The 14,124-nt window shown below is 49.0% G+C and carries 11 protein-coding genes; 6 read left to right on the top strand and 5 right to left on the bottom strand.

What is annotated here, in order from left to right:
* The first annotated feature begins 17 nt into the window (after positions 1 to 17).
* Positions 18 to 878 carry a hypothetical protein gene (locus ABIA61_RS25790; RefSeq protein ID WP_283654114.1) on the top strand — a complete coding sequence of 287 codons (861 nt, stop codon included), beginning with the start codon at positions 18 to 20 and terminating at the stop codon, positions 876 to 878.
* An 84-nt stretch (positions 879 to 962) separates the two neighbouring features.
* On the opposite strand, the gene argS is transcribed toward ABIA61_RS25790, so the two are convergent.
* From argS to ABIA61_RS25775, 3 genes are all read right to left on the bottom strand, one after another.
* Entirely contained in the window at positions 963 to 2,642 is a 1,680-nt protein-coding gene (gene argS, locus ABIA61_RS25785; RefSeq protein ID WP_283654113.1) for an arginine--tRNA ligase, read from the bottom strand.
* Complete coding sequence (locus tag ABIA61_RS25780; protein ID WP_014279122.1) at positions 2,639 to 3,079, bottom strand: YwiB family protein; 441 nt, start codon at positions 3,077 to 3,079, stop codon at positions 2,639 to 2,641. Before ABIA61_RS25780 ends, argS begins: the two co-directional genes overlap by 4 nt.
* Positions 3,080 to 3,173: 94 nt before the next feature.
* Entirely contained in the window at positions 3,174 to 4,064 is an 891-nt protein-coding gene (locus ABIA61_RS25775) for a LysR family transcriptional regulator (RefSeq protein ID WP_404521598.1), read from the bottom strand.
* Between the two features lie 150 nt (positions 4,065 to 4,214).
* Here ABIA61_RS25775 and ABIA61_RS25770 point away from each other — a divergent pair, with 150 nt between their 5' ends.
* The 4 genes from ABIA61_RS25770 (at position 4,215) to ABIA61_RS25755 (ending at position 9,060) form a co-directional block, all read left to right on the top strand.
* Positions 4,215 to 5,960 (top strand): ABC transporter ATP-binding protein, encoded by a 1,746-nt coding sequence (locus ABIA61_RS25770; RefSeq protein ID WP_283654112.1) that lies wholly within the window; start codon positions 4,215 to 4,217, stop codon positions 5,958 to 5,960.
* Positions 5,957 to 7,696, top strand: a complete 1,740-nt coding sequence (locus tag ABIA61_RS25765; RefSeq protein WP_283654111.1) for an ABC transporter ATP-binding protein — start codon at positions 5,957 to 5,959, stop codon at positions 7,694 to 7,696. The genes ABIA61_RS25770 and ABIA61_RS25765 overlap by 4 nt, the downstream gene beginning before the upstream one ends.
* A 455-nt stretch (positions 7,697 to 8,151) precedes the next feature.
* Positions 8,152 to 8,466 carry a MazG nucleotide pyrophosphohydrolase domain-containing protein gene (locus tag ABIA61_RS25760; protein ID WP_014279118.1) on the top strand — a complete coding sequence of 105 codons (315 nt, stop codon included), beginning with the start codon at positions 8,152 to 8,154 and terminating at the stop codon, positions 8,464 to 8,466.
* 12 nt (positions 8,467 to 8,478) lie between these two features.
* A complete protein-coding gene (locus tag ABIA61_RS25755) occupies positions 8,479 to 9,060 on the top strand; it encodes an LOG family protein (protein WP_283654110.1) in 582 nt (193 codons plus the stop codon).
* 180 nt (positions 9,061 to 9,240) lie between these two features.
* Here the strand turns inward: ABIA61_RS25755 and ABIA61_RS25750 are convergent, their stop codons facing one another.
* Together ABIA61_RS25750 and speE are read right to left on the bottom strand one after the other, a co-directional pair.
* The gene (locus ABIA61_RS25750; RefSeq protein ID WP_283654109.1) at positions 9,241 to 10,533 is read right to left on the bottom strand and encodes an MFS transporter; all 1,293 of its coding nucleotides are present in this window, start codon (positions 10,531 to 10,533) and stop codon (positions 9,241 to 9,243) included.
* Between the two features lie 334 nt (positions 10,534 to 10,867).
* On the bottom strand, positions 10,868 to 11,695 hold the full coding sequence (speE, locus tag ABIA61_RS25745) for a polyamine aminopropyltransferase (protein ID WP_404521619.1): 828 nt from the start codon (positions 11,693 to 11,695) through the stop codon (positions 10,868 to 10,870).
* Positions 11,696 to 12,012: 317 nt separating this feature from the next.
* On the opposite strand from speE, the gene ABIA61_RS25740 reads away from it, so the two are divergent.
* A complete protein-coding gene (locus ABIA61_RS25740) occupies positions 12,013 to 14,070 on the top strand; it encodes a transglycosylase domain-containing protein (RefSeq protein WP_404521594.1) in 2,058 nt (685 codons plus the stop codon).
* Positions 14,071 to 14,124 lie beyond the last annotated feature (54 nt).

Here is a 14,124-nt window from a genome sequence, read left to right as displayed (position 1 = left end):
GAACAGGAGATGATTGAATGAAAACTGGTCTTCGTATCACAAAGGCTTTGTCGGTATTCACCTTAAGTGCAGTGCTGCTTGTAACGGGATGGAAAGGTGCCGAGCCTGCACAGGCTGCCGCCAATGCCACACCAAGCTATGAGGTAAAGCTGCTGCTGGATACAGCTCAGGTGCTCAATGCGGACGGCTCTTTGAAAAGCAGCGTAGCCAACGAATTTCAAATTAGCGAAGCTGCGCAACGATTGAGCGTCGAATATTTTGACACGGATCAACTGCAATTGAACAACGAGGGCTGGAATGTCAGATTTCGCAAAAAAGAAGATAAAAAGAATTATGAATTAACCTACAAGAAGCGGTACACGGTCACGAACGGAGATATCAACGCGGCTCTCAACCAAGCGAATAAAGAAGGCTTCAGTGCATCCGACGATAACTACGATGCTGAGGTGGATTGGGGTTATAGCAAGCAGACGCTGAGCTTTTCCAATGATAAAAAAACGAACGCTTCCAAAGGATTAACTCTTCCTTACCCGGACCAGGCGTTAAAGCAACTATTGGACAATCTTCCGGGCAAGCTGCAAAACTGGAAAACCAGCAATTGGGGCAAACAAACCCTGGCAGACTCCAGAGTACGCGGTCCTGTACAGGTCAGCAAATATGGAGGAAGCTTTCAAGGATTGGATACCGACGTTGAAGTCTGGCCTATCCGCAGTGCGAACGGATCAGGTACAGATACCATCATTGAAATCTCCTTCAAAACCTCGGACTACAGCGTTGCCGCCAGCAATCGTACCAAGCTGATCAATCTGCTGCAATCCAAAGGATGGCTGGTTCCTGCCGATTCCCTGAAAACGAATTTGGTGCTGGAACGCTACTAAGCTGCTCGAACCAAAAAAGGAACCGAACGTGCCACCCTGCTGGGGATGGTACGGACGGTTCCTTTTATCGTTAAAGTGGTTTGCTTACATGCGTTCCGGTGCAGACACGCCTACCAGCTTCAGCACATTGGCAATGGTGGTGCGGACCGCGCCAAACAGCGCCAAGCGGGCCTGCGTTTGAGCGGCATCCTCAGTGATAACGCGCTCTGCTTTATAGTAGCTGTGGAACAACGATGCCAGCTCGTAGACGTAGCGAATCATACGGTGTGGCGCAAAGCTCGCAGCCGCTACCGATACTTCCTCCGGCAGCTCGCCGATTTTGCGCAACAGGTCGTACTCATGCTCAGCCGTCAGTTTGGACAGATCAACCTCTGCCAACGGCAGTACGGCAATTCCTTGCTCCTCGGCTTGACGGTATACGCTGCACGCCCGCGCGTGGGCATATTGCACGTAGAATACCGGATTTTCATTGGAAGTGGAAATCGCCAAATCCATGTCAAAATCCAAATGTGAATCCATGCTGCGCATCGTGAAGAAGTAACGGATCGCGTCTACGCCCACTTCTTCCATCAGGTCTTCCATCGTCACGGCCTTGCCGGTACGCTTGGACATTTTTACCTTTTCCCCGTTTTGGAACAGGCTGACCATTTGGGCAATCAGCACTTTGAGCTTATCCGGGTCGTTGCCCAGTGCTTCCATAGCTGCTTTCATCCGTGGAATGTAGCCGTGGTGATCCGCTCCCCAAATGTTGATGATTGTGTCATACCCACGGGCATATTTGTCGCGATGGTAAGCGATATCCGGGGTCAGGTACGTGTATGTACCGTCATTTTTGATTAAGACACGGTCTTTATCGTCGCCGTACTTGGTTGTGTTCAGCCATGTGGCTCCGTCCTTCTCGTAAATCTCCTCACGGTCACGCAGCTCGTTCAGCGCTTTAAGCACTTCACCGTTCTCATACAGCGATGTTTCGCTGAACCAGGAGTCAAAAGGTACACGGAACAGTTCCAGATCGCGCTTGATCTTGTTCAGTTCCTTTTCCAGACCATAGTCACGGAAATAAGCTGCGCGGTCGCCTGGTGTCAAAGACAGCAGGGAATCGCCCTTCTCGGCCACCAGTTCCTTGGCAAAGCCGATGATGTCCTCACCGTGATACCCGTCCTCCGGCATCTCCGCAGGCTGTCCCAGCTCTTGCAAATAACGCGCCTCAATTGAGCGGCTCATGTTGTAAATCTGGTTACCCGCATCATTAATGTAGTATTCACGAGTTACTTTGTATCCAGCAAAATCAAGCACATTGCAGAGGGCATCCCCTACTGCCGCACCGCGCGCATGGCCCAAGTGCAGGCTACCTGTCGGGTTCGCACTGACGAACTCGATTTGTACCTTTTTGCCTGCACCTTCCTGCACACGTCCGTAATCTGCTCCCTGCTCCTGCACCTGTTTAATGACATCATACAGATAGCTCTTGTTCAGGCGGAAGTTAATAAAGCCCGGTCCGGCAATTTCCGCGCTTTCAATTGAAGCGGCAGCCAAGTCCATATTTGCGATCAAATCTTCTGCAATTTGACGCGGGTTTTTCTTCGCAATGCGGGTGAGCTGCATCGCAGCGTTTGTAGCCAAATCACCGTGCGACTTGTCCTTCGGCACCTCCAGCGTAATCGTCGGCAGCTCTTCGCGGCTCACGATTCCGGCAGCCAGTACCGCTACCTCGATAGCTGAGGTCACCTTTAGATTAATGAGTTCCAGTGGATTGCTTGTCATGATTGTTGCTCCTCCTGTATATGCAAACTGATGGCAAAATGCCCCGAGAAATCCTCAAATACGTACAGATCATAAGTCCAGCTCACATGTCCGGTAAACCCGTCCATTCGAATATCGAGCTTCTGCGTATGCGCAGACATGTTCAGGCTTAAATAAGGCGATCGGTAAAATCCAGGCAATCTTCGTCCCAGAGCAAACGACTGCTCTGATTGCACTTCGCCGTGACGGATCAGCTTCAACTCATCCGGTCCGATTTTGACCGTGTTCCGTGTCGTTCCGCCCTCAGGTCCCTCTTGGGGCTCATCGTACCTTATATATAGATGCTTCCCACGCATGATGGCTTCTCCGGGAAGCTCCTGCACCACATCTTCTCCGTCGTGATGACTATGAAGACGGATTTGGACCTTTGCATTGTGTGGCATGTGTTCAAACTCCATTCTATCGCTATCCTACTGTACTACTATATCCAGTTCCCGTTTGCAATTCAAATGAGATTTTACAAAAAGATGCTTTCATCCACAAAAAAAACAGCTACTGTGGAGTGACTCCATCGGGTGCTTGGCTAAAGCTTTCGATAAATCGGGAAGCCAGAGAAGACATGTACTTATCCTTGAGCCAGACAGCCGCCACACGAGTATGCAATTCTTCACACATAATTTCCTTCACAATTAACTGGTTATTGCTGCCTAGAGACAGCGCGGACCGCGAAATCATACCGATACCCAGTCCTTCATTAGCCCAGTGAAGCGTAGTGCGGGCATCATCGTTTTTGCAAAAGAAATTCGGCTCAAAGCCATGCTTCATGCAGGCATCGTGGATCAATTGCTCAAAGCGGCGGTATATGATTAGCGGTCTGTTTTTCAAGTCAGACAGTGGAATCGTCTTCTGGTCAGGGTTCCAGTCATGCTCTTCTTTCATCACCGCGACCATCGGCTCGGAGGCTGCATATCTGCACCCCAGATCGGTGGTGTTGAACGGCGTTCTGACGATACCGACCTCTACAATCCCCTTGTTCAACAGATCGAGGATCATGAACGTGTTTCCCTCATGAATTTCAAATTTTACGCCCGCATAGGTTTTGTGAAATTCGGAAAGCCTGTCTTTCATCAGAGCTGCGCCGGAAGAAGAGACGGTTCCAATCGTGAGCGTTCCCTTCATACCCATAGCAAAATCGTTTATTTCCCTCGTCGTGGCATCCGTCAGCTCCAAAATCTGCTTGGCCCTGTTCTGCAAAATGATTCCGGCCTCTGTCAGATGAATGCTTCGCGAGCCTCGATGCATGAGCTTTACACCAAGCTCCTCCTCCAGCTGCATGAGCTGCTGACTGAGGGGAGGTTGTGCGATTTGCAGCTTTTTAGCTGCCGCTGTGATTTGTCCCGCCTCTGCAATCGCCAAAAAATACTTGAGATGTCTCAATTCCATCATGGACCTCCGGTACTGATATATGTAAAACCTATACCTCTAATATATATTAAATATTATTCATATGGTTTGGGATATGCCATAATCATATTCAGTTATCAGATTGGGTCAACGGGCTTTATACAATATTCAGGTTAGGTGATGGTTTATTTGCTGAAATTTGCTGTTTTTTTGAAGCCTTATAAGAAGGAAAGTATTCTTGGACCTCTGTTTAAACTGATTGAGGCGATTTTGGAATTATTGCTGCCCACCATGGTAGCCCTAATGATCAATCATGGTGTTGGCAAAGGAGATACCCATTATGTTTGGCAGATGGGTCTTTTGATGTTGCTTATGACCGTGCTGGGCTTTGGCAGTTCAATGGTGTGCCAGTTCTACGCAGCCCGGGCCTCTCAAGGATTCGGAACGACGCTGCGCAATACGATGTTTAAGCACATTTCATCGTTCTCTTATGCCGATCTGGATAAGTTTGGTACACCCTCACTCATCAATCGGATCACGAACGATGTGAATCAGCTCCAGACGGCTGTGGCGATGCTGATTCGTCTGGTCATTCGCGCTCCTTTTATTTGCATTGGGGCTATTATCATGTCGATGATCCTGGACTTTCGCCTCGCTTTGGTACTGTTAGCGGCTACGCCAATTCTGGCTTTGATCCTGTATCTGGTGATCACGAAGGCTTCGCCCCTGTACCGCCAGTATCAGAAAAAGCTGGACAACATCGCTCTTGTGCTAAGCGAAAATCTTACAGGGGTAAGAGTCATACGAGCCTTTGCCAAAAGAGGAACCGAACGGGTCAAGTTCAATACAGCCTCGGATGACCTGACCCAAACCGCCATCCGTGTTGGGCGCATTTCCGCTTTGCTCAGCCCCGCCACACTGCTGGTGGTCAACGGAGCCATTATTGCGATTCTGTGGGTCGGCGGCATTCATATTCAATATGGATCTCTTACTCAAGGGGAGATTATTGCTTTTATTAATTATATCACGCAGATCTTGCTGGCTCTGATCGTGGTGACCAATCTAATTATTCTGTTCACCAAGGCTGCAACCTCGGCTGCACGGATTCAGGAGGTTCTGGATACACAAGCTTCGATCTCCGATGTGACTACGGCTACAGGCCGGGCTGGTTCAGATGAGCAGGGCACCGTACCGGCCATCGCTTTTGATCACGTCTCCTTCGGATACAACCAAACGGGACAATTGGCGCTGAGCGATGTTACCGTAGACATCTTCCCCGGTGAAACGGTCGGTATCATCGGAGCGACGGGTTCGGGGAAATCTACATTTGGGAATCTCATTCCCCGGTTCTATGATGCGGTGAAGGGGCATGTTCAGGTCGATGGCATCGATGTTCGCCAATATAAGCTTGAGCAATTGCGGCAGAAAATCGGGATTGTTCCACAGAAGGCGCTGCTGTTTACCGGCACCATAGCGGATAATATTCGTTGGGGTCATGAACACGCCACCGATGAGGAAGTCGCCCGAGCCGCAGCCATCGCGCAAGCGGATGAGTTCATTTCCAATCTGCCCGAAAAATACGATGCTCCGATTGCCCGGGGGGGCCTTAATCTGTCGGGAGGTCAAAAGCAACGTCTAACCATTGCCAGAGCTATTGCAGGGAATCCGCAAATCCTCATTTTGGATGATTCATCAAGTGCACTCGATTTTGCAACCGATGCCGCCTTGCGTAAATCGTTACGGGAAAATAGCAGCAGCATGACCGTCCTGCTTGTCTCGCAACGGGTCAGCAGCGTACAGCATGCTGATAAAATTATTGTGTTTGATGAAGGGCGGATTGTCGGTGTCGGCACACACGAACAGTTGATGAGCAGCTCAGATGTATATCAGGAAATTAACCATTCCCAGCTCTCAACGCAGGAGGTAGACCAATGAGCGGTAAAGAAACCTGGAGAAGATTGTTAACCTATGTGGGTCAATATAAAAAATCAGCATTTTGGGTCATTGTCAGCGCAATTCTCAGCGTGCTTGCCAGTCTGATCGGTCCCTATATGATCGGTCAGGCCATCGACCATATGGTAGATAAGGGAGTGGTGGATTTTAGAGGAATTGCGCACATTCTTGCCGGATTAGGCATGGTGTATACCGTAGGCAGCTTGTTTAGCTGGCTGCTCACCTATTTAACGAACCGTATTGCTTATCAGACGGTCAATGATATGCGGCGGGAGTTATTTGATCATTTTAATATCCTGCCGTTAAGCTTCCACGACAATCACCCGCAAGGTGACAGCATCAGCCGTTTTGTGAACGATATGGACGCTGTGTCAGATGGATTGCTGCAAGGCTTCTCTACTTTGATTACCGGGGTTATTACGATTATAGGCTCGATTGTGCTCATGCTGTATATCAGTCCGATCATGACGCTGGTCGTGCTGGTGTCAGCCCCGGTTACGTATGGCGTGGCACGGTTTATTACCACACGATCCCAACGCATGTTCCGCGAACAGGCCCAAATTTTAGGGAGTCTGAATGGTTATGTGGAGGAAATGATTGGCGGACAGCGGGTGGTTACAGCCTTTCATTATGAAAACCGTTCGTTTGAGGAGTTCGCCGCCAGAAATGACCAATTGTATCAAGCCGGGGTGAAATCACAGTTTTATGGATCATTGTCCAATCCCTCCACCCGGCTGGTGAACAACATGACCTTCTCGGTCACGGCGATGATCGGTTGTATATCCATCATTTTGGGTGTGATTTCGGTAGGGGGATTATCAAGTTTTCTGATCTATACGAATCTGTTTGCCAAGCCTTTTAATGAAATTACGGGTGTGCTGACCCAATTCCAAGCGGCTACGGCTTCTGCCCAGCGCATATTCGCTATTTTGGACTCACCCCCTGAGCAGCCGCAAAAATCGAACGCCGTACAATTGGAACGCAGCAAAGGCACAATTCTTTTTGATCATGTCAAATTCTCCTATACCTCGGAGCGTACGCTCATTACGAACTTTAGTCTGGAGGTTAAGCCGGGTACCCGTGTTGCGATTGTCGGGCAGACCGGAGCTGGTAAAACAACGCTCGTTAACCTGCTCATGCGCTTTTATGATGTGGACAGCGGTTCGATATCCATCGACGGGGTGAATATCAACGATATGAGCCGGGACAGCCTGCGGACTAATTTTGGCATGGTGCTTCAGGATACATGGCTGTTCAGCGGTACGATTCGGGACAATATCGCTTACGGAAAGCCGGAAGCGACCGAAGAAGAAATTATCGCGGCTGCGACGGCTGCCAATGCACATAGCTTCATCAAGCGGCTGCCACATGGCTACGATACGGTCATCAGCGGTTCAGGCGACAGCCTGTCGCAAGGTCAAAAGCAGTTGCTCACCATCGCTCGGGTAATCCTCGTCGATCCACCTATGCTCATTCTGGATGAAGCGACCAGCAGTATAGACACCCTGACAGAAGCGCGTATTCAGAAGGCGTTTATGAAAATGATTGCTGGACGCACCAGCTTTGTGATCGCCCACAGACTATCGACCATCCGCGAAGCGGATCTGATTTTATATATGAAAAACGGTGATGTCGTCGAAAGCGGAACCCATGAGGGCCTGCTTGCAAGCGGGGGGCATTATGCCTCGCTCTATAACAGCCAGTTCACTACGGCCTAGCAGACTGACCGGATGCGGTCCAGGTGAACTTAAACGCGAGGTTGGCTGAACGCCGTGAGGGCTACACACGAGCAAAAATTGCCCTTATCCAACGTATTGTCAACCTGGCTCGAATAGAACGGGGACTCCCTCTTCAAAAAGTATGAGACTAGTTGTGATGAACAGACCCGTTCCTCTCCTGATCAATTCCACTATTCTGCCCAATGGTTAAACAACGAAAAAGGAGCCAAATAAGCTTGTCTCCTTTTTGGCTCCTTAATAACTAATCCTCGTTAGTTTATTTTGAAGTACCTCTTTATAAGTTCCACGGTCGCTCCAAAAATATATTTTTCTTTGAAAAATACCCTTTCATATTATATAATAAAAAATACGAACAAACGTTTCGGTTTTATCTAAACCTTGAGGTTTTGTGTATAGCCGACACCTATACATTGGTTTATATTTGGAGGCTGGATATGGATATTAATGAATTTCAACAATGGGTAAAGCAGTATTACCAGGAGAGAAGCTGGTCGGATTTAGATATATTCGTCCGAATTGGTTTCTTGGCAGAAGAAACGGGAGAGGTTGCGAGAGCCATTCGCGCCCTGGAAATCGGCAGAGACCGTCCTGATGAGATCGATGGTTCATTCGAGGATAACAAGAAACATTTAACTGAAGAACTTGGAGACGTACTGGGTAATCTTATCGTGATCGCCAACAAGTATGACATCACCTTGGAAGACATATTTCGGACACACCAGCAAAAACTTGCAAAGAGATATTCATAAGGGGGATCTAATATGAAAAGCATTGCTGTTTTCTGCGGTTCCAGTGATGGAGCGTCTACGATTTATCGAGAGCATGCTATTGCTCTGGGCAAGGCACTTGCCGAACAAGAGATAAGCTTGGTTTATGGAGGAGCAAGCGTTGGTTTAATGGGTGCAGTAGCTGATGCGATACTTCATGCAGGAGGTCACGTCATCGGTGTGCTCCCTCACTTTTTGCAAAGCCGTGAAATCGCGCATAATAGCCTGAGCGAACTAATCATTGTTGATTCCATGCATGAACGAAAATCTAAAATGGCAGAGATTGCGGACGGGTTTATTGCTTTACCAGGTGGCCCAGGTACGATGGAAGAATATTTTGAAATTTTTACATGGGCACAATTAGGCTTGCACGAAAAGCCATGTGGTCTTTTAAACATTAACCATTATTACGATCCTCTTATTTCCTTGTTTGATCGTATGGCTGAGGAACAATTTATGCAGGAAAAATATCGTGCGATGGTACTTACGGATACTACTCCGCAAGGAATCCTGCGGCAATTTACCAATTACACTCCTCCTGCCGTCAAAACATATATCACGAGCAAACGGACCTGACATTAGAAGGGTACATATGGCTCAACAGACATACTGTCCCAAATGATATGAAGGGAACACCACCGTCAACATCATCCCAGTGGTGTTCCTGTGAAATTGAGAGAAATTACAGGTTATACACCTGCATTTAACTATGTAGTCATCCAATGAACGATGTCACGTCTAACGAGAACGCCAATTTTAAATACCAGCGCCCGTAGCGGTTGGATGATCAATTTGCTCACTTTCCTGAAAATCACGGCGATAGAACCAACCGATCAGAACGGCAATGGTTGTCATAGCCGCAGCCAGTAAATACACCTGCACCATGCCGAAACGGTCTGCATACCAGCCCAGGAATAACAAGGATAGGCCGAAAGCGAGATTCGTAAGCACATCAATACCCGCCATCACTTTAGGGAGCTGAGCGGCCGGGGCACTCGTTTGCAACAAGGTACGGCGAATAATTCCTGCCATTTGAACCGGTAAGCCGGATACAGCAAAAAGAACAAGCGCAGCGACTGGGATCGTATTGAGCGCAAACACCACCGTAATCAGCACATATACGAGCAACGCTCCGAGCATGTACAGAAAGCTGTTTCTTTGCAGCCGCTTGACCAAGCCAACGACGAGCAGTCCGCCCAGAATCGTACCAGAGAAAAAGGAGGCATTCATAAAGCCCCACCAGCTTGCATCCTGATGCAGCACCTGAGTAACATACGCCAGAATAAATACGCCAAGCCAGGAGGTTCCTCCAATGGTGTCCACACTATCCACGATCATCAAAGAACGAATGCGGCGGTTATGCCAAATGATCTGCCAGCCTTCCCCAAGCTCCTTCCAGTGAGAGCCTTTTTCCTTTGCTTTTGCTGTTTCTGACCCGCTCGTGGCAAACTCTGAAGATTCGGGGCTTAATTCCTTTTGATCCAGCGGATCACGAATGAATGAAGTAACAGTTACAGCCACCAAATAACAACAGGATGCGATCACAAGCGTATTCAGGGAACCGAGCCATGCCACAATAATTCCACTCAACGCCCAGCCTGCACATTTAACCACTTGATCACTGACCGCCACCATGCCGTTGGCACGCATCAGTCCTTCGCCGGTTGCCAATCGGGGTACAAGCGCATTACGTGCCGGGTTGGTCCAGCCATCCAGAAATGACATACCAAACACCATCACGAAAATGAACAGAAACGACCTCTGATCAGGCGTGATCCACAAATAAAGCAGCAACAGCGTAAAGATGACAAACTGCCCAAATTGGGAAAATAGCAAAATACGCGTCAGTCGAAATCGGCCGAGGACTATCGGTGCAACGAGCCCGCTAAGCACTTGGGCAGACAATCGGAAGAGCGGAATCAAAATGGTCGTCATTAAAGAATTACTTGAGCTGAACACCAATACCACTACACTCAACATGTAGATGATATCTGCTACGTTGGAGATCGTCTGAGACCCCCACAGGTAATAAAAAGAGCGTCTGATCAAAAAAATTTCCCCCTCTTTGGTACATCACCGAATTATGTATTGCCATAACCAGACCTCCCCTTGTTGATATTACAATTCTGTAAAATGTCTAGTTTTTTGTATATTCTACGCATAACCTTAAATTTCCTTCTTTTATCTTTATAGGAAATTCGGTGTCCAATATGCTTTCACGCCCATTTTCCAACCTTATCCAGAACAAAAAAGCGCCTACAGTGCTCTTTTCCACCCAAAAATAGGTGAAAAAGAGCACTGCGACGCTTCTTAAAATACAGTTACATTTATTTTATGTCATAACACGGTGATATTGGGATGTATATTTAGCTCGTTTTGCTCTCTACTTCGTTAAATCCTCCACAAATTTAGGCAATACAAACGCCGCTTTGTGTAAACGGGGACTGTAATACCGAGTATCCATCTCTGGAATTTGAGCCTCGTCTATTTCCAGCGGATCATACTTCTTGCTCCCCAGCGTGAATGTCCAGAGACCACTCGGATAGGTTGGAATATTCGCACCGTACACACGTACAATCGGGAAAATCTCCTTCACATCTTTGTTGACCTTCTGAATCAAGTCAGCCTTGAACCAAGGGTTGTCCGTCTGCGCCACGAAAATACCATCTTCCTTCAGCGCTTCAAAAATACCTTGGTAAAACCCGCGCTCGAACAACGGTGCTGCCGGACCGACCGGCTCTGTTGAATCGACCATAATCACGTCGTATTCATTTTTATGTTCAATAATGTGCATGTATCCATCATTAACCATTACTTCTACGTTGGGCTCATCCAGCTTCCCGGCGATTTCGGGCAAATATTGTTTGGAATATTCGATCACCTTGCCATCGATCTCAACCAGCACAGCCTTTTCCACCTCAGGATGCTTGATAACCTCACGAATAACTCCGCCATCGCCGCCGCCCACAACCAGAACCTTTTTCGGATTCGGATGGGTATTCAAAGCGGGATGTGCTACCATTTCGTGATATACGAATTCATCCTTCACGGTAGTCATTACCATACCATCCAGTACAAGCATGTTGCCGAATTCCTCTGTCTCGATCATCGCCAGATCCTGAAACTCCGTTTTCTCAGAGACATACGTTTGTTTGATTTTTGCTGTAATGCCGAAAGAGGGAGTTTGCTTCTCTGTAAACCACAAATCCATCATTTCAACCTTCTTTCTCATCAAATTATGTGTCCGACAATCCTTTTATCGTTCAGGCCGCGCCCTGGCGGTTCTGGTCGTGGCAATATAAACATTGACTTCCTTAATATCTGCAATACGCACACGCCGGATTTGCTATATTTATTGTACCAAACACACTGTACTTTCACACTTTTGCTTATAGGCGATACTTGGATAACCTGAAAAAGCCTTTTTAGACTCGATCTCGTATAAAATACACACGTACACGCATCTGATGAATAGACGCTTTCGGATTGACAATACTGAGAACATCAACCATGGAAGGAGGTGGCAAGATGGCCGCTACAACCGGGCAATTCCCCAAACGCAAGCCGCTCTGGCTTCGATGGTTTCAGGGACTGCTGTCACTCACCATTCTGACGGTCATCGCTGCCTGCATTCTGCTCGCCTATTTATATACCACCAGTCTCCCGCTCGCGGATACGGACCGGAATTCGCGTCTGCTCGATAGCCAGGGCCAAGTCATTGCCACCTTCTCTGCCGGAGGCAAGGAATCCATTCCTGTCCAGCTGGATCAAATTTCACCCGATCTGATTGCAGCTACGCTGGCTGTGGAAGACCGGAAGTTTTACGATCATTTTGGCTTTGATTTCAAAGGCCTGGGCAGGGCCGTGCTTGTCAATCTGACCCATTGGGATATGTCGCAAGGAGCCAGCACGCTGACTCAGCAGCTTGCACGCAATTTGTATCTATCTCATGAGAAAACATGGACACGTAAGGCCAAGGAAGCCATCTATACCGCGCAGCTTGAAATGAAGTACACCAAGAAAGAGCTGCTGCAAATGTATTTGAATGAAATCTATTATGGTCACGGTGCCTACGGCATTGAAGCGGCTTCGCAGATGTATTTCGGTAAGTCCGCAAAAGATCTGGATTTGGCTGAAAGCGCCCTGCTGGCAGGTATTCCGAAGGGACCGACCTATTATTCGCCGTATAATCATATGAAAAACGCCAAGGATCGGCAAAAAATTGTGTTGGATTCCTTGGCGCTCACCGGCAAAATTACTCCAGCCCAAGCTACCAAGGCCTATGAGGAAATGCTTGCCCTGCGGCCCGAGAGCCAGCGCCGGACGGTAGAAACAGCCCCCTGGTTCCGCGACTACATCCGCCAGCTTGCAACGAACCAGCTGGGAATTAGTGAAAGTGTGCTGGAGCATGGCGGCCTAAGCATTTATACCACGCTGGACATGCACATGCAGCAAGCAGCCGAGGCGGCTGTAGACGAGGGCATGAAGAACAGCAACGGACTGGAAACGGCGTTGATCTCCATTGACCCGCGCAGCGGGCATGTGAAGGCCATGGTTGGAGGGACCAACTATGTCGGCAATCAGTATAATCATGCGCTTGCCACAACCCGGCAGCCTGGCTCGTCCTTTAAGCCGATTATGTATCTGAGCGCACTGGATTCTGGCGAATTGACAAGTACGTCCAAGTTCGAAAGCCGACCGACGTTGTTCCACTACGACAACAACCGTAAAACCTACAAGCCCAAAAATTTTGGAGACAAATATTTGGGAGAAATCGATCTGCGGCGTGCGATTGCGGCGTCCGATAATATTTATGCTGTAAGCACCATTTTGAAGGTGGGGACAGACAAGATCATGGACCTCGCCCGCAAAATGGGTATTACGAGCGAGCTGAAGCCCGTGCCTTCCCTCGCGCTGGGCGTATCGCCTGTCAGCCCGTTCGAGATGGCCTCGGCCTTCTCGGTCATCGGCAGCGGCGGGCAAAAGGTCGCACCGGTGGCGGTGCTGCGCATCACCGATGCGGCCGGGCGGTCGCTCTATGAAGCACCGCAGACCGCTCCGGTTCAGGTAGTGAAGCCCGCCTCTGCCTACGTCCTCACACGCCTTATGGAAGGCGTGTTCGAGGAAGGCGGCACCGGCAACCGGGTCGCGAAGCTGATCAAGCGCCCGGTTGCCGGGAAGAGCGGCACGACCAACACCGATGCGTGGATGGTTGGCTTCACACCCGAGCTGTCCACCGCCGTCTGGGTCGGCTATGACAAGGGCAAGGCCATCAGCACGCAGGATGCCCGGCGGGCGGCACCGATTTTTGCGCAATATACGGAGAAAGCGCTGGAGAATGTGCCGCCCAAAATCTTTCCCATCCCTGACGGTGTAGTCAGCGCCTATATTGATCCAGCCAGTGGCAAGCTGGCTGCGCCGGACAGTCCGGATAAGCGGCTGGAGGTATTCGTCAGCGGCACGGAGCCGAAAGAAACGCTGTCAGGACGGAATAACCCACCGACAGCGACACAGACTGACCAATCGGAGCGGCAGGCAGAAAAGAAATCATGGTGGAGCAATTTCAAGCGATGGTGGATGGAGTAACAACAAAAAAGACTGAAGGAACGCTATAAGCGCTTCTCTCAGTCCTTTTTTACT

This window comes from Paenibacillus sp. RC21 (assembly GCF_044907935.1).
Classification (GTDB): domain Bacteria; phylum Bacillota; class Bacilli; order Paenibacillales; family Paenibacillaceae; genus Paenibacillus; species Paenibacillus terrae_A.
Note: the sequence above shows the minus strand (reverse complement) of the source record. Positions and strands in the feature narration are given on the sequence as shown.

Bases quoted from the DNA above. Each gene is read 5' to 3' on its own strand.
- ABIA61_RS25790 (WP_283654114.1), top strand. From the start codon at position 18: ATGAAAACTGGTCTTCGTATCACAAAGGCTTTGTCGGTATTCACCTTA.
- argS (WP_283654113.1), bottom strand. From the start codon at position 2,642: ATGACAAGCAATCCACTGGAACTCATTAATCTAAAGGTGACCTCAGCT.
- ABIA61_RS25765 (WP_283654111.1), top strand. From the start codon at position 5,957: ATGAGCGGTAAAGAAACCTGGAGAAGATTGTTAACCTATGTGGGTCAA.
- speE (WP_404521619.1), bottom strand. From the start codon at position 11,695: ATGGATTTGTGGTTTACAGAGAAGCAAACTCCCTCTTTCGGCATTACA.
- ABIA61_RS25760 (WP_014279118.1), top strand. From the start codon at position 8,152: ATGGATATTAATGAATTTCAACAATGGGTAAAGCAGTATTACCAGGAG.
- ABIA61_RS25755 (WP_283654110.1), top strand. From the start codon at position 8,479: ATGAAAAGCATTGCTGTTTTCTGCGGTTCCAGTGATGGAGCGTCTACG.
- ABIA61_RS25775 (WP_404521598.1), bottom strand. From the start codon at position 4,064: ATGGAATTGAGACATCTCAAGTATTTTTTGGCGATTGCAGAGGCGGGA.
- ABIA61_RS25780 (WP_014279122.1), bottom strand. From the start codon at position 3,079: ATGGAGTTTGAACACATGCCACACAATGCAAAGGTCCAAATCCGTCTT.
- ABIA61_RS25740 (WP_404521594.1), top strand. From the start codon at position 12,013: ATGGCCGCTACAACCGGGCAATTCCCCAAACGCAAGCCGCTCTGGCTT.